The organism is Streptomonospora halophila (genome assembly GCF_039542725.1).
Lineage (GTDB): Bacteria > Actinomycetota > Actinomycetes > Streptosporangiales > Streptosporangiaceae > Streptomonospora > Streptomonospora halophila.
On record NZ_BAABIK010000001.1, the window covers coordinates 313,187 to 328,479 of the forward strand.

General features: G+C 73.9%; 13 protein-coding genes. 3 read left to right on the forward strand and 10 right to left on the reverse strand.

The genetic code is table 11. From position 1 onward, the window contains the following. Positions 1-104: 104 nt before the first annotated feature. Complete coding sequence (locus tag ABEA15_RS01340; RefSeq protein ID WP_345555109.1) at positions 105-383, reverse strand: hypothetical protein; 279 nt, start codon at positions 381-383, stop codon at positions 105-107. Between the two features lie 1,051 nt (positions 384-1,434). On the opposite strand from ABEA15_RS01340, the gene ABEA15_RS01345 reads away from it, so the two are divergent. Continuing rightward, entirely contained in the window at positions 1,435-2,190 is a 756-nt protein-coding gene (locus ABEA15_RS01345) for a hypothetical protein (protein WP_345555111.1), read from the forward strand. A 269-nt stretch (positions 2,191-2,459) separates the two neighbouring features. Here ABEA15_RS01345 and ABEA15_RS01350 read toward each other — a convergent pair whose 3' ends face one another. Both ABEA15_RS01350 and ABEA15_RS01355 read right to left on the reverse strand, forming a co-directional pair. After that, entirely contained in the window at positions 2,460-3,035 is a 576-nt protein-coding gene (locus ABEA15_RS01350) for a TetR/AcrR family transcriptional regulator (RefSeq protein WP_345555203.1), read from the reverse strand. Continuing rightward, positions 3,032-3,355 (reverse strand): DMT family transporter, encoded by a 324-nt coding sequence (locus tag ABEA15_RS01355; protein ID WP_311543447.1) that lies wholly within the window; start codon positions 3,353-3,355, stop codon positions 3,032-3,034. The genes ABEA15_RS01350 and ABEA15_RS01355 overlap by 4 nt, the downstream gene beginning before the upstream one ends. Before the next feature lie 245 nt (positions 3,356-3,600). Between ABEA15_RS01355 and ABEA15_RS01360 the strand changes: the two genes are divergently transcribed. Beyond that, complete coding sequence (locus tag ABEA15_RS01360; RefSeq protein ID WP_345555204.1) at positions 3,601-6,612, forward strand: bifunctional [glutamine synthetase] adenylyltransferase/[glutamine synthetase]-adenylyl-L-tyrosine phosphorylase; 3,012 nt, start codon at positions 3,601-3,603, stop codon at positions 6,610-6,612. Positions 6,613-6,762: 150 nt separating this feature from the next. Here the strand turns inward: ABEA15_RS01360 and ABEA15_RS01365 are convergent, their stop codons facing one another. Both ABEA15_RS01365 and glnA read right to left on the reverse strand, forming a co-directional pair. Next, positions 6,763-7,098 (reverse strand): hypothetical protein, encoded by a 336-nt coding sequence (locus tag ABEA15_RS01365; protein WP_344139539.1) that lies wholly within the window; start codon positions 7,096-7,098, stop codon positions 6,763-6,765. A gap of 228 nt (positions 7,099-7,326) precedes the next feature. Further along, positions 7,327-8,751, reverse strand: a complete 1,425-nt coding sequence (glnA, locus tag ABEA15_RS01370) for a type I glutamate--ammonia ligase (protein WP_344139536.1) — start codon at positions 8,749-8,751, stop codon at positions 7,327-7,329. Positions 8,752-9,042: 291 nt separating this feature from the next. Between glnA and ABEA15_RS01375 the strand changes: the two genes are divergently transcribed. Next, a complete protein-coding gene (locus ABEA15_RS01375) occupies positions 9,043-9,489 on the forward strand; it encodes an RDD family protein (RefSeq protein ID WP_345555113.1) in 447 nt (148 codons plus the stop codon). A 196-nt stretch (positions 9,490-9,685) separates the two neighbouring features. Here the strand turns inward: ABEA15_RS01375 and ABEA15_RS01380 are convergent, their stop codons facing one another. The 5 genes from ABEA15_RS01380 to sucB all read right to left on the reverse strand — a co-directional run bounded on the left by ABEA15_RS01380 (position 9,686) and on the right by sucB (position 15,255). Beyond that, positions 9,686-10,435 (reverse strand): DUF4191 domain-containing protein, encoded by a 750-nt coding sequence (locus ABEA15_RS01380; RefSeq protein ID WP_345555115.1) that lies wholly within the window; start codon positions 10,433-10,435, stop codon positions 9,686-9,688. A 370-nt stretch (positions 10,436-10,805) separates the two neighbouring features. Next, positions 10,806-11,747: a lipoyl synthase gene (gene lipA, locus ABEA15_RS01385; protein WP_344139528.1), complete on the reverse strand. Its 942-nt coding sequence runs from the start codon at positions 11,745-11,747 to the stop codon at positions 10,806-10,808. 57 nt (positions 11,748-11,804) lie between these two features. Beyond that, positions 11,805-12,521 carry a lipoyl(octanoyl) transferase LipB gene (gene lipB / locus ABEA15_RS01390; protein WP_345555117.1) on the reverse strand — a complete coding sequence of 239 codons (717 nt, stop codon included), beginning with the start codon at positions 12,519-12,521 and terminating at the stop codon, positions 11,805-11,807. 28 nt (positions 12,522-12,549) lie between these two features. Further along, positions 12,550-13,440: a TIGR01777 family oxidoreductase gene (locus ABEA15_RS01395; protein WP_344139522.1), complete on the reverse strand. Its 891-nt coding sequence runs from the start codon at positions 13,438-13,440 to the stop codon at positions 12,550-12,552. Positions 13,441-13,758: 318 nt separating this feature from the next. Beyond that, positions 13,759-15,255 (reverse strand): 2-oxoglutarate dehydrogenase, E2 component, dihydrolipoamide succinyltransferase, encoded by a 1,497-nt coding sequence (sucB, locus tag ABEA15_RS01400; RefSeq protein ID WP_425579344.1) that lies wholly within the window; start codon positions 15,253-15,255, stop codon positions 13,759-13,761. Positions 15,256-15,293 lie beyond the last annotated feature (38 nt).

A 15,293-nucleotide genomic window follows, 5' to 3' on the forward strand; every position in this document is an offset into this window, starting at 1 on the left:
GACGGGCCCGGCCGACCGCCGCGGGCGCGGACGGCCGGGGCCCGGAGACCGCGTCCAGTGGGGCTCCGGCCGCCCGGAAGCGGCCGGCCGGCCCGTCCCGCGGGTCAGCACGGGGCCGGTGCGCGCTCGGCGGCGTTCTCCGGAGCGTCGCCGGCCCGGGTGGCCGGACCCGGTGCCGGAGCGGTGTCGGCGGGGGCGGTGTAAGGGACGGACGGCTGCCGCTCGGGCAGCGCGTCGGCGGTTCCGCCACCGGCGCCCTCATCCCGGCCGCGCGCCCGCCGGATCCGCGCCCGCGCCGCGCGCAGCAGCCTGCTCTGCCGGGCCTCCTCGTGAAGTCGGGCGATCCGCTCGTCCGCGGCCGCTTGCAGGAAGTCGGGGTGCATGGCGATGACCTACTCTCGTGGAACTGCCGTGGTGCCAAGCCGGGCGCTTCTGCCCCGGTGATGTCCACGCTCGCCGTAAGACGGCCGTGCCCGCATCGGGCGAATGCCTTATGTGCGCGCCCGGACGGCGCTCACCACCGCGGATTCCGGTCTCCGCGCCTAAGACACGCCCGATCAACCCCGCCGGGCCGCGCGCCCGCCGGGGCCGCCGGGCGCGCAAGTCCCCTGCTCACGCCGCATTCCGCCGGCCTCTTACGGTGACGCTGCAAAGCCGGTCGCCGCCCCGCCGGCCGGCCGGGTTCGGATGCAAGCCCCGCCCGAGCGGAAGCGGCGCGGTCGCGCGTGCGGCGGTGGTCCGTCGGGGGGAGTTTGCCGTGATGCCGTCCCTCGCCTGCGCGGATGTTTCGCGTCTTGGGTGCGGTGCGTGCACGGGAGTGGTGGTGGCGGGCGGAGGTGCGTGGCGCAGGCGGTGGGGCGCTTGCGCGCTGCGGCCCGTGACTTCGTAGAGGGGCTGCCGCGCCGATGGGGCTTGTGAAGGGCTGCCAGAGCGGTCGGGGCCGCGCGTGTGGCGGTTGAGCCCGCCGGGGCGGTGTCTTGTGCCTGTGCGGATGCTTCGCGGCTTGGGTGCGGGACGACCCGCGTGCGCCGCCCGTTCGCGGACCTCGTGCGGGGCGGTGTGCAGCCTCTGGCCGGAGGCGGCTGACGGGGGATCGCGGAATCGCGCCTCATCGGCGTGGGGGGCGGTGCGGGCCTTGCTCGTCGGCGAATCCGGAGCCCGCGCGGATGGCGCTTGGCGCCTGGGGTGCGAGAGGGTTCGCGGGGCGGTGGGGACGGTCTCCGACAGTTCATGCCACGGCGGGGAGGCGGGTCAGCGGTTCCGGATGGACTGCCGTGGGCGTGTCACTTTCCGTTTTCGGCCGGACGCGCGTAGTTGTCTTCGGTGTGGCCGCTCGTGACGGAGAGCGGCTCCGACGGCCGGACGGGCGATCGGGGGCTGGTGGACGTGTCCGACGGGAACGGGAGCTTAGGCCGCCGCTGCGCGGCGGGTGCGATGACCGCGGCCATGGTGGCGGCGGCCGCAGCGGGCGCCGCCGGTGCGGCGGACGTGCCGGGCGCTCCGGGGAAGGAGGGCGCTGCGGCGGATGCGGCCGGTGCTGCGTGGAGCGGGACGCCGGCCTCGGCGGCGTTCGCACCGGGGGCTCCGCCTTCGGTGGTCGCCGCGCTCGCTCCCGCCGATTCAGCGGAGCCGGGTGCCGGCGAGCGCACCGCGACGGTCGAGGGGGCGACCCTGGGCGTCCGCATCACCGACGACCGCGACACCATCGCCGCGGGCGAGGAGGTGCTCTACACCCTCACGCTGCGCAACGAAGGCGACGAAGAGCGCCACGCCATCGTCTCCCAGCGCGTCTCGGCGAAGGCGCGGTTCGTCGACGTGGGAGAAGGCGGCACGGCGAGCGGCGGGGTTGCGACCTGGCGCGTGGTGGTCGAGCCCGGCGCCGAGATCGAGCGCACGGCCCGCGTACGCCTGGGCGAGCCCGGCGAGCGGCTGTGGCGCATGTCCACCACCGCCTGCGCCCAGAGCGAGGCGGGCGCACCGCCGGTGGCCTGCGCCACCGACGCCGACCGGGTCGACGGCTCGGTGCGCGAGGCAGCGTCGGCGGTCTCGGCACCGCAGCGGGTGCTCACGGTCACCAGCGTGCTCACCGCGGTTCTGCTCGTGGTGGCGACGGGCGTCGCGGCCTTCGTCGTGTGGACCCGCCTCCGCCCGGGAGCCCGCAGGGACCCGGCGAACGGGAGCGACGGCTGAGCCCGTCCCGCGCGGATCTGGGTCGCCGTGAGTCCGGGGGCCGCTGCGAGGCGGGGCGGGGGGGCGGGGGCGGCCTGGTCTGCGACGCCCGGTGGTTCCCGTCCCGGGTCGCTGCCTCGTGGTCGGTGGGTGCGGGTAGCGGGGCGCAGGGGTGTCAGCGGCGGGATGTGGGGACGGGTCCGGGAAGGCTTACGGGAAGATCGTGTCTCGCATTCGCGCGTCCGCCAGCGGGGCGGTGTTGCGGGCCGCCGGGGCAGTGGCCCTTCGGTTCAGGGCCCGCTGTCCTCGCCCGCGCCCAGGATGTGCGTGAGCACCGCGCGGATCTCCGCCGCCTCGACCCCGCGCTCGTCCAGCAGCCCTTGCAGGAACAGGCCGTCGACGGCCGCGACCGCCGCGCGGACGGCCGTGGGATCGCCCGTGCAGCGGGCGACGGCCTCGGTGAGCGCCGTGAGGTAGCGGCGCACGACCGGGCGCAGCGCCGGGCGGCGCACCGCCAGCAGGGTCAGTTCGCACTCGGCCAGTGCGCGGCGGCGGTCGGTCACCGCACCGTCGGCGACCAGGCCGGCCAGCGCCGCCGGGACGTCCTCGTGCTGCCGGGCCATCGCGTGCAACTGCTCGACGTAGGTGTCGGTCGCCGAGGTGAGCGCGGCCACCAGCAGGTCGTCGAGGGTGGCGAAGTGGTAGACCGCCGAGCTCGCCGGTACGCCCGCCTCCCGCGCCACGGCGCGGTGGGTCACCCCGGCGACCCCGCCGGCCTCCACGACGCGCAGCGTCGCGGCGATCAGTTCGGCGCGCCTGCGCTCGCCCCGCGCCCGGCGGCCGTCGGCGGCGGCTTCGGTGGTCAGTGCGCCCCTCCCAGCTCCAGGGCGAGCACGCCCGCGATGACCAGGACGATGCCGCCGCCCTGAATCCAGGTGAGGCCGTCGCCCAGGAAGGCGGCGCCGATCACCGCGACCAGCGACACCCCCAGCGCCGCCCACACCCCGTAGGCGACCCCGATGTTCATGCCGCGGACCAGCACCTGGGCCAGCAGCCAGAAGGCCGCGCCGTATCCGGCCAGCGCGACCGCGGTGGGCACCAGGCGCGTGAACCCGTCGGAGAAGCGCAGCGCGATCGTGCCGGTGACCTCGGCGGCGATCGCGGCTAACAGCAGCAGCCACGTCATGGACGGCCTTCTTTCCTTCCGGCCCGGCCGCAGCGGGGCCGGGTGTGCTGGGGGCGGTGCGGAGGCGGGACGCGGCCGCACCGGCACGCCGGGCGCGGGCTCCGGACGGCCGGCGCCCTCGCGCGCCGTCCGCCGCGACCCCCGGAGGCCGGCGAGAAAGTTGAACGTGTGTTCAACTAGATCAGCCTACCGGCGGATCGCCGCGGGCGGCTACCGTGATCAGCGTGGCTCGGGAGACTTTCACCATGACGGCCGGTGCGCTGGCGAGGCGCGGTTTCGGCGACGGCGCGCGGGCGGTGCGGCTGCTGGCGGACTGCGGACTCGATCCCGGGCGCCACGCCGCCGTCGTCGACGAACTGGGCGCCGCCGCCGACCCCGACCAGGCTCTCCTGGGCCTGACCCGCCTGCTGGAGTGCTGCGCCGAGCCCGACGAGCTGCTCGACGCACTGTGCTCCGACCCCGATCTCAGCGCCCGACTGGTCAAGGTCCTCGGCGCCAGCACCGCCCTCACCGACCACCTGGTCCGCCATCCCGGCGACTGGCGCGAGCTGCGCGGCGCCGACGCCGCCCGTGCGCCCGGCCCCGACGCGCTGCGGGCCGGTATGCTGCACATCGTCGGCGCCGACCCCAACGCCGCGGCGCCCGTCGCCGCGGAGAAGGTCGACGACCCCGCCGGCCCTGCGCACGCGCTGCGCGTCGCCTACCACAGGCGCGTGCTGCGGCTGGCCGGGCGCGACCTCACGGGCGCCGCCGACCTGGAGACCGTCGGCGCCGAACTGGCCGACCTGGCCGCCGCGGTGCTGGACGCAGCGCTGGCGATCGCGCGGGCCGACGACCCCGAGCAGGCCGCGCTGTGCCGGATGGCGGTCATCGGCATGGGCAAGTGCGGCGGCCGCGAGCTGAACTACGTCAGCGACGTCGACGTCGTCTTCGTCGCCGAGCCCGCCGACGGCGCCGAGGACGACCAGGCGGCGATGCGCGCCGCGGCGCGCCTGGCGGCCGAGACGATGCGCATCCCCTCCGAGACCGGCCCCGAGGGCACCCTGTGGCAGGTCGACGCCGCGCTGCGCCCCGAGGGCAAGAACGGGCCCCTGGTGCGCGCGCTGTCGGGGCACGTGTCCTACTACCGGCGCTGGGCCAAGACCTGGGAGTTCCAGGCGCTGCTGAAGGCCCGGCCCATCGCCGGCGACGCCGCGCTCGGCGCCGCCTACGCCGAGGCGATCGAGCCGATGGTCTGGCAGGCCGCCGGCCGCGACAACTTCGTCGACGACGTGCAGTCGATGCGCCGCCGCGTGGTCGCCCACATCCCGCCCGCCGAGTCCGAGCGGGAGATCAAGCTCAGCCGCGGCGGTCTGCGCGACATCGAGTTCTCGGTGCAGCTGCTCCAGCTCGTGCACGGCCGCAGCGACCCGGCGCTGCGTTCGGGCAACACCTTGGCCGCGCTCGACTCGCTGTCCTCGCGCGGGTACGTGGGCCGCGACGACGCGGCCGGCCTCGCCGACGCCTACCGCTTCCTGCGCCGAGTCGAGCACCTGCTCCAGCTCAACCGGCTGCGCCGCACGCACCTGCTGCCCGACCCCGACAGCGCCGACGGCGCCGAGCAGCTGCGCCGGCTCGGCCGGGCCATGGGCTACGGCGCCAACCCCGTCACCGAGTTCATGTCGGCCTGGCGCCGCGTCGCCGCAGAGGTGCGGCGCCTGCACGAGAAGCTCTTCTACCGCCCGCTGCTGCACGCCGTGGCGCGCCTGCCCGAGGGCGAGCAGCGGCTCACCCTGGAGCAGGCGGGCGACCGGCTCAGCGCGCTGGGCTTCGCCGACCCGTCCGGGGCCCTGCGCCACCTGGAGGCGCTGACGTCGGGGGTGTCGCGGCGGGCGTCCATACAGCGCACGCTGCTGCCGGTGATGCTGGGGTGGTTCTCCGACGCCCCCGACCCCGACGCCGGGCTGCTGGGCTTTCGCAAGGTCAGCGAGGCGCTGGGCGGCACACCCTGGTACCTGCGGCTGCTGCGCGACGACGTGCGGGTGGCCGAGCGCATGGCCTGGGTGCTGGGGACCAGCCGGTACGTCACCGAGCTGCTGCTGCGGGCGCCCGAGGCGGTGGCCGTCCTGGCCGACGACGCCGACCTGGTGCAGCGGCCCACGCACGCGCTGGAGGCCGAGGCCGACGCCGCCCTGCGCCGCCACGGCACCGCCGAGAACGCCGTGGCGGCGGTGCGGGCGCTGCGCCGCCGCGAGCTGCTGCGCACGGCGCTGGCCGACCTGCTGGACGTCTCGCCGGTGGCGGCGGTGGGCGACGCGCTCACCGCGATCACCGTGGTGACCATCGAGGCCGCACTGCGCACCGCTCGCGCGCGGGTCGCCGACCAGCGCGGCGAGGAGCCGCAGACGCGGCTGTGCGTGGTGGGCATGGGCCGCTTCGGCGGCCGGGAGCTGACCTACGCCAGCGACGCCGACGTGGTCTTCGTGCACGAGCCGCTGCCCGGCGCCGACCCGGTGGCCGCCACCGAGACCGCCGACGCGATCGTGCGGGAGCTGCGGCGGCTGCTGGAGATGCCGGCGCACGACCCGCCGCTGCTCCTGGACGCCGACCTGCGCCCCGAGGGCCGCAGCGGTGCGATGGTGCGCACCCTGGACTCCTACGCCGCCTACTACCGGCGCTGGTCGGCGACCTGGGAGAGCCAGGCGCTGCTGCGCGCCGCGCCCGTCGCCGGCGACGCGGAGGTCGGTGAGCGCTTCGCCCGGATCATCGACCCGATGCGCTATCCCGACGGCGGCGTCGGCGACACGCAGGTGCGTGAGATCCGCAAGCTCAAGGCCCGCATGGAGGCCGAGCGGCTGCCCCGCGGCGCCGATCCCGCCACGCACACCAAGCTGGGCCGGGGCGGGCTCTCCGACGTCGAGTGGGTCGCCCAGCTCCTCCAGCTCCGGCACGCCCACGAGGTGCCCGAACTGCGCACCACGGGCACGCTGGAGGCGCTGCACGCGGCGGTCGGACACGGTCTGCTCGACGCAGAGGACGGCGCCACCCTGGAGGCCGCCTGGTGCCTGGCCGCCCGCGTGCGGGGGGCGATCATGCTGGTGCGGGGCAAGCCGTCGGACTCCATCCCCAAGCCGCTGCGCGACCAGGCGATCCTGGCAGGCGCGCTGGGCTACCGGGACGACGGTGACGAGGGCGCGGTCGGCCGCATGGTGCAGGACTACCGCCAGGCCACGCGCCGGGCGCGCGCGGTGATGGAGCGCGTCTTCTACGACGACTGAGCCGCAGAGCCCGCGGGGCCGGGCGCGAGGAGTCCGAGCGGCGAGGAGGCCTGCCGTCGGCGAGCGGGGCGCGGAACGCGAAACGAGCACCGCCGCGCCGCGCGCGGAGGTGCTCCGGTGGTGCGTTCGCGCCCGGAGGCGGGGGAGAGGCTAGACGAACACCGCCACGGCCACGTTCACGACGGCGAGGGCGCCCGCGGTGATCGCCAGGCGCTTGTCGGGCCTGCGGACGTCGAGGATCGCCACGACCGTCACCGCCAGGGCGACGACGAGCTTGACGCCGATCTTGGCGTGGTCGACCGGACCGTCGCCCATCTCGGCCAGCCCGGTCAGCAGCAGCCCGGTCACCAGCTGCAGCAGCGAGCTGTGCAGGATGCTCTTGGGGCCCGCGGCGTGTCCGGCGATGAGCTGGAGCATGAATCCCGCGATGATGCCCGCCATCCCCAGCAGGTGCAGGAAGACGAGTACCGAGTTGATGAAGTCCATGCACCCGACGCTACTACGACCTGTAGTAACGAGGTGTCGCCCCCGGGCCGCCCCGCCATCACATTTCGGCAGCGCCGCCGGCACCCGCGCGCCCGGTGCCGGAGGGCAGCGGCGAAACTCTCCGGCCCCGGGAGGGCGAAGGGCCGCCGCCCGCACCCCCTGCCAGGTGCGGGCGGCGGCCCGAGTACGGCCCGGATCAGCGCTTACGTGCGCTGACCTGCAGCGACGTTAAATGTCGTAGTACAGCTCGAACTCGCGCGGGTGGGGGCGCAGGCGGAGGGAGTCGATCTCCTCGGTGCGCTTGTAGTCGATGTAGGTCTCGATCAGGTCCTCGGTGAAGACACCGCCCTCGACCAGGAACTCGTGGTCGGCCTCAAGGGCGTCCAGAGCGGCGTCGAGCGAGGCGGGCACCTTCTCGATGGCCTCGGCCTCGGCCGGGGGCAGCTCGTAGAGGTCCTTGTCGACCGGCTCCGGCGGCTCGATCTTGTTCTTGATGCCGTCGATGCCGGCCATGAGCATCGCCGCGAAGGCCAGGTAGGGGTTGGCCGAGGGGTCGGGCACCCGGAACTCCAGGCGCTTGGCCTTGGGGTTGGACCCGGTCAGCGGGATGCGGATGCAGGCGGAGCGGTTGCGCTGCGAGTAGACCAGGTTGATCGGGGCCTCGTAGCCCGGCACCAGGCGGTGGTAGGAGTTCACCGTCGGGTTGGTGAACGCGAGCAGCGCCGAAGCGTGCTTGAGCAGGCCGCCGATGTAGTAGCGCGCCATGTCCGACAGCTGCGCGTAGCCCGACTCGTCGAAGAACTGCGGGGCGCCGTCCTTCCACAGGCTCATGTGGCAGTGCATGCCCGAGCCGTTGTCGCCGAAGACCGGCTTGGGCATGAAGGTGACCGACTTGCCCTTGGAGTACGCCGTGTTCTTGACGATGTACTTGTAGAGCTGCACGTTGTCGGCCGTCTTGAGCAGCGTGCCGAACTTGAAGTCGATCTCGGCCTGGCCGGCGGTGCCCACCTCGTGGTGCTGGATCTCGACGTCCATGCCGGCGTCGATGAGGTTGCGCACCATCGTCGAGCGCAGGTCGCTGTAGTGGTCGACCGGCTCGACCGGGAAGTAGCCGCCCTTGTAGCGCGGCCGGTAGCCCAGGTTGGACTCGCCGTTGCGGGTGCCGGTGTTCCAGGCGCCCTCGATCGAGTCGATGTAGTAGAAGCTCGCGTTCTCCTGGGTCTGGAAGCGCACGTCGTCGAAGATGTAGAACTCGGCCTCGGGGCCGACGAAGACGGTGTCGGCGATGCCGGTGCTCTTCAGGAAGGCCTCGGCCTTGCGGGCGACGTTGCGCGGGTCGCGGCTGTAGGACTCGCGGGTGAAGGGGTCGTGCACGAAGAACGTGAGGTTCAGCGTCTTGTGCTCGCGGAACTGGTCCAGGACCGCGGTCGCGAGGTCCGGCAGCAGCAGCATGTCGGACTCGTGGATGGCCTGGAAGCCCCGGATCGACGAACCGTCGAACATCAGGCCCTCGTCGAAGGTTCCCTCATCGACGTGCTCGATGGGGAGGGTGAAGTGGTGCGCTGCCCCGAACAGGTCGGTGAATCGGACGTCGAGGAATTTGACGTCCTCGTTCCGGGCGAAGGCCAGAAGTTCTTCGGCGCTGCTGAACAAGAGTTACCTCCGTGCAGGTGAAAGAGGTCGCACGGTCCGTGCCCCGCGCCATTGCGGTACCGTGCTCCGGCCCAGCGACCTCCCGGCTACGTCAACGACGCTAGGAGCAGGCGATTTCCGGTCCATGTCTCCAATGTTTCCTGCGCGTTACGGAGCTCGGCGTTTACCCTGCCTATCGTGCATGAGCGGCGATAACACGGTGAAACCGGACACGCGGGAGGGGTGCGGACACCGCTCGTGGTGCCTGCGGGACGACCGGAACCGCCTGTGTGTGCCGATACCGTTGTGTCCATGGCCAACACCGGAGGCGCCGATCAGGCGCAGTTCCGCTACCGCGGCAGCCGTCTGGGCATGACCGAGTTCGGGTCGGGTTCCGTGCCGGGGATCGGCCGGCGGCTGTCGGGCCTGGTCCTGGACTGGCTGCTGTGCGCCCTCGTCGCCTCGGCGGCCACCGGAGGGCTGCGCGGCGACCCCCAGGACACCACGTTCGCCTCCGGCGCGGCGCTGGTGCTGTTCGCCGTCTACACCGCCGCGATGCTGGCGGTGTTCGGCACCACGCTGGGCAAGCGGATGGTGGGTACCGAGGTCGCCTCCACCGGCGAGCGCGCGCTGCCGTGGCCCGTCGCGATGGTGGTGCGCACGGTCCTGCTCTGCCTGGTCATCCCGGCCGTGGTCTACGACCGTGACCACCGCGGCCTGCACGACCGTGCGGCCGGCACCGTCACCCGGCGCATGTGAGGCCGGCGCCCGGCGGCACGCAGGCGCGGCACCCGGGGCACACCGTTCGACGCGGCCCGCGCAGTGAAGGGCCCCGCGGATCCGGGCCGTTGCGGCCCCGCCCGCCGGTCCGGTCCCGGCGCAGCCGGCCCGAGGCTCCGCCCGGCCACCGGCGCCCTCGGGCGCGCCCTTCGGGCGCTTCGCCCGGAAGGCCGTCTCAGCGTCCGCCGCCGCCGGGAGCCTTGGGCCCCTTGGGCATCCGCACGCCCTTGGGCATGGGCCCCTTGGGCATCTGCATCCCGCCGGGCAGCGCCTTGAGGCGGTAGCGCAGCTCGGCGACCTCGCCCTTGTCCAGGTTGCGCGGCAGACGCACCAGCCGGCGCTGGAGCCGGGCGATCGGCACCTGGGACTCGCCGTGGCCCACCTGCAGGTCGTAGATGGGCGTGTTGGAGGCGACGCGCGCGACCTTCTTCTTCTCCGCGGCGATGAGCCCCTTGAGCCGTGCGGGGTCGCCCTCGCCCACCAGCACCACGCCGGGCCGCCCCACCGCGCGGTGGACGACGTCCATCTGCCGGTTGGCGTTGACGCCGGGCTCGTTGGTCCAGTCGCCGCGCATGTTGTCCAGCACCGCGGTCGCGGCGCCGAGCTGGCCGTCCAGCATCTGGTACTGGAGGCGCTGCGTGGCGCGCGTGAAGTAGAAGAAGCCGGCCAGGAAGGCCACGCCGAACCCGAGCGGCCCCCAGTACAGCCATCCGCCGAAGACGATTCCGCCTACGACGGCCAGCGCGAGCACCGCCAGGAAGATCCCGACCGCGATGGGGATGGTGCGCGGACTCTGCCGGTGGACCACCCGGACGACCATGCCGAACTGCTTGAGCCGACCGGGCGGCTTCTGCGCCCCGTCCTGGCCGGAGGCGCCTTGCGCCGGGGTCGCGGTGGCCTTGGTGTCCTTGGGCTTCTTCGCCATTGCATTTCCAGGCAGGGCGCACCGGCGGTGCGCCGGCGGGGGAACCCCTCTCCTGCCCGTCCTCCTATCGGTCGAACCCTGCTCGTCGGGCCGCGTCCCGCTCGCATCGGGCGCGCCGCAGCTCGTCTGGCCGGTGCCGGACCGCCGCCGGCCGCCCTGGCCGGGGGCGGCGGTCCGTCCCGCGTCCCTTTCAGGATATGGGCCGCCGGTGGGCGGACGTGAGACGGCGGCCCCTCGGCCGCCGTCTCAGCTTGGTTACGTTGTCACCGGTGGCGCCGTCCGCGCCGGCCGCGGTCGGCGGCGCGTACGCCGGAACGCCGGTGCGGCCCGCCGACCGGGGCGCCCCGAGCCCCGCGGGCCCGGCGTGGCCTCAGCTGCCCGCGGCGACCCGCTCGCGCTTCTCGATCGCCTGCTGGTACAGGCGCCCGGCGCGGTAGGAGGAGCGCACCAGCGGCCCGGACATGACACCGGCGAAGCCGATCTCCTCGGCCTCCTCCGACAGCTCGACGAACTCCTCGGGCCTGACCCAGCGGTCGATGGGGTGGTGCAGCTTGGACGGCCGCAGGTACTGGGTGATGGTCAGCAGGTCGCACCCGGCCTCGTGCAGGTCGCGCATCGCCTCGCTGATCTCGGCGCGGTCCTCGCCCATGCCCAGGATCAGGTTGGACTTGGTGACCAGCCCGTCGGCGCGCGCCTTGCCGATGACCTCCAGCGAGCGCTCGTAGCGGAAGCCCGGACGGATCCGCTTGAAGATCCGCGGCACCGTCTCGATGTTGTGCGCGAGCACCTCGGGCCGGGACCCGAAGACCTCGCCCAGCTGCTCGTCGTCGGAGTTGAAGTCGGGGATCAGCAGCTCGACGCCCGTGCCCGGGTTGAGCTCGTGGATCTTGCGGACGGTCTCGGCGTAGAGCCAGGCGCCGCCGTCGTCGAGGTCGTCGCGCGCCACACCGGTGACCGTGGCGTAGCGCAGCTCCATCTTGCGGACCGACTCGGCCACCTTGGTGGGCTCCATGCGGTCCAGGGGGCTGGGCCTGCCCGTGGCGATCTGGCAGAAGTCGCACCGCCGGGTGCACTGGTCGCCGCCGATGAGGAAGGTGGCCTCGCGGTCCTCCCAGCACTCGTAGATGTTGGGGCAGCCCGCCTCTTGGCAGACCGTGTGCAGCCCTTCGCGCTTGACCAGGGAGTGCAGCTCGGAGTACTCCGGCCCCATCTTCGCCTTGATCTTGATCCAGGGCGGCTTCCGCTCGATGGGCGTCTCGCTGTTGCGGGCCTCGATCCGCAGCAGCCTGCGGCCCTCAGGAGTGACGGTCAACGCGGACCCTTCCTTTCCTGCTTCCCTTGTGGGGAGTTCGTGGTACGGCGGCCCGGCTCAGGCGCCCGCGGGCTCCGGCTCGGCACCGCGGACCGGCTCGGGCGCGCTGTCCTGCACGCGGTAGCCGGTGGCGCCCAGCACGGCGGCCAGGTGGCGCTCGACGACGGGGACGGCATCGGCGACCGAGACGTCGCGGCCCAGTTCGGCGGAGAGCGAGGTGACCCCGGCGTCGGTGATGCCGCAGGGCACGATCCGGTCGAACCAGGACGGGTCGTTGTCGCAGTTCAGCGCGAACCCGTGCATACCGACACCGCGGGCGATCCGGCAGCCGATCGCGGCGATCTTGCGCTCGGCCAGACCGCGGTCGGGGTCGGCCGCCAGCCAGACTCCGGTGCGGCCCTCGACCCGCCTGCCCTCCAGACCGAACTCGGCGATGGCGCGGATGAGGGCCTCCTCCAGCATCCGCACGTAGCCGACGACGTCGATCGGCTGCCCCAGCCGCACGATCGGGTAGACCGTGGCCTGGCCGGGGCCGTGCCAGGTGAGCTTGCCGCCGCGGTCGATGTCGACGACGGGGGCGCCGGGATCGGTCAGCGGGCGGTCCCAGCGGCCGGTGCGCTTGCCCGCCGTGTAGACCGGCTCGTGCTCCAGCACCAGGACGGTGTCGGGGATGAGGTCGCCGACGCGGTCGGCGTGCACCCGCTTCTGGAGGTCCCAGCCCTCGTGGAAGGGCACCGGGGTCTCGCCGAGGCGGACGAAGACGAGCTCACTCATACATCCCACCATATGCCCCGGCCAGGGCTCAGGCGATGTCGGATAGGGCACCGGCCAGCCCGGGGCGGCGGAAGGAATACCTCTCGGCCGACAGGCGTTCGGGCACCGCACGCTGGCTCACGAGCGCCGCCTCGTCGGCGAAGCCGCCCAGCGCGGCGCGCATCGCGAATCCCGGAACGGCGAGCACGGCGGGCCTGCCCACCGCGCGCGCTACGTACCGGGTGTAGGAGGCGTTGGTGACCGGCTCGGGCGCGACCAGGTTCACCGGGCCGGTGATGTCGGGCCGCTCGATCAAGAACCGCAGCGCGCCCACCGCGTCGGCCAGCGCGATCCACGAGATGTACTGCCGCCCGCTGCCCAGGCGCGCGCCCAGCCCCAGCCGGAACAGCGGCAGCAGCGTGCCCAGCAGGCCGCCCGAGCGCGCGAGGACCACGCCCGTGCGCGCGTGCGCCACGGACAGGCCCGCCTCCTCGGCCGGGGCGGTGGCGGCCTCCCAGTCGGCGACCAGCTCGGCGAGGAACCCGCGGCCGCGCGGACCGTCCTCCCCGGTGCGTACGGCGCCGGTGTCGCCGTAGTAGCCCACGGCCGAGCCCGAGACCAGGCGCGGCGGCGGCCGGTCCATGCCCGCCAGCGCGACCGCCAGCGTGCGGGTGCCCGCGATGCGGCTCTCGCGCAGCAGCCGCCTGTAGCGGCGCGTCCAGCGGGCCGGGCCGATCGGGGCGCCGGCCAGGTGCACGACCGCGTCGGCGCCGGCGAGGCGGCCGGTGTCGACGTATCCGCTCTCGGGGCGCCACTCCGCTTCGCCGGTGTGGCGGGCGGGGCGCCGGACCATGCGGACGACCTCGTGGCCGTCGTCGGTGAGGGAGCCGGCCAGTGCGGAGCCGACGAGTCCCGAGGCCCCGGTGATCGCTACGCGCATGGCCGCCAAGCTACCCCCTGCGCCGTCCGCGGCGCCCGCGAGGCGGGGCCGCCGGAGGGCCGGGGCGGTCCGGCCAGCGTGAGCGCGATGCCCGTGGCCGGTTTCCGCCAAACTCCGACGCGACAAGCACGGGTGAAATACCGTAGTGTTAGCGCCGCGGGACTCAACGTAACCGTCGGGTTCCGCGGCGCAGACCTTTGGTGATGGGGATCACCAGGGGGATGGTGAATGGTGGGGTAAAAAGCGGGGCGGTACCCGGTCTCGGGCACCGCCCCGTCCGCTTGTGCGCGGCGCCCGCTCGCGGGGCGCCGCCGGAGCCTAGGCCAGGCCGACCTCGGACTCGAACGCGCCTTCCTCGATGCGCTCGCGGATGTCCTGCAGGAAGCGCGCGGCGTCGGCGCTGTCGATCAGCCGGTGGTCGTGGGTCAGGGCCATGTACATCATCGACCGCACCGCGATGACCTCGCCCAGCTCGGGGTCGTCGACCACCACCGGGCGCTTGACGACCGCGCCGGTGCTCAGGATGCCGACCTGCGGCTGGTTGATGATCGGGGTGGTGAACAGGGCGCCCACCTCACCGGTGTCGGCCAGCGTGAACGTGCCGCCGCTCAGCTCGTCGGGGCTGAGGCTGCCGGTGTGCGCGCGCTCGCTGAGGTCGGCGATCTTGCGGGCCAGCCCGCCCAGGTTGAGGTCGCCGGCGTCCTTGATCACCGGCACGAGCAGCCCGGGCTCGGTGTCGACCGAGATCCCCAGGTTCTCGATGCTGTGGTAGGTGACCTCGTAGCTGCTGCTGTCGATGACCGCGTTGAGCTTGGGGTGGGCCTTGAGCGACTCGACCGCGGCCAGCGCGATGAACGGGAAGAAGCCGAGCTCCACGCCTTCGCGCTGCTCGAACTCCGCGGCGGCGCGCTCGCGCAGCCGGGCGACGGTGGTGACGTCGACCTCGATCACCTGGGTGACCTCGGCCGAGATCCGCAGCGACTCGGCCATCTGGTCGGCGATGGTCTGGCGCAGCCGCGACATGGTCTCGGTCGTGCCGCGCAGCTGGGTGTCGGCGGCCGCCGGGCGGCGGGTGCGCGCGGGCGCCTGCGGTGCGGTGCCGCCGCCGGCGGGGGCCTCGCGGCGCTTGCGGGCGGCGTCCTGCACGTCCTGCTTGCGGATGCGGCCGCCGACACCGGTGCCCTGCACCGTGGAGAGGTCGACGCCCTCCTCGGCGGCGAGCTTGCGCACCAGCGGCGTCACGTAGGCCTCGGTGACGGCGTCGGTACCCGCGGAGCGGCCGGTGCCGCTGACCGTCTCCACGTCCACCGGCGGGGTGACGTCCTCGCGGCTGGGGCGCTGCGCGGCCTCGGCCGGCGCGCCGCGCTGGGGCTCCGGGGCGGCCTGCGGCTCCGCCTCGGGCTCGGGCCGCGCCGCCGGCTGGGGAGCGGGCTCCGGCTCCGGCTCGGGCTGCGGCGCGGACTCCTCGGCCTGCGGCGCCGGGCTCTCCGCGGGGTCGGACGCGGGCTCCTCGGGCTCGGGGGCGGGGGGCTGCGCGGTGGCGCCGCCGCCCTGGCCGGACTCGTCGGCGTCTTCGCCCTCCCCGCCGATGATCGCGATCTCCGCGCCGATCTCCACGGTCTCGTCCTCGGCGACGAGGATCTTGCTCAGCACCCCGGCCGCCGGGGAGGGGATCTCGGTGTCGACCTTGTCGGTCGAGACCTCCAGGAGGGGCTCGTCGACCTCGACGGTGTCGCCCTCCTGCTTCAGCCACTGGGTGACTGTGCCCTCGGTGACGCTTTCGCCCAGTGCGGGCATTGAAACGGAAGTCGGCATGGTTCCTCTTAAATGGACGTGCGGAACGCGGGGAAGAA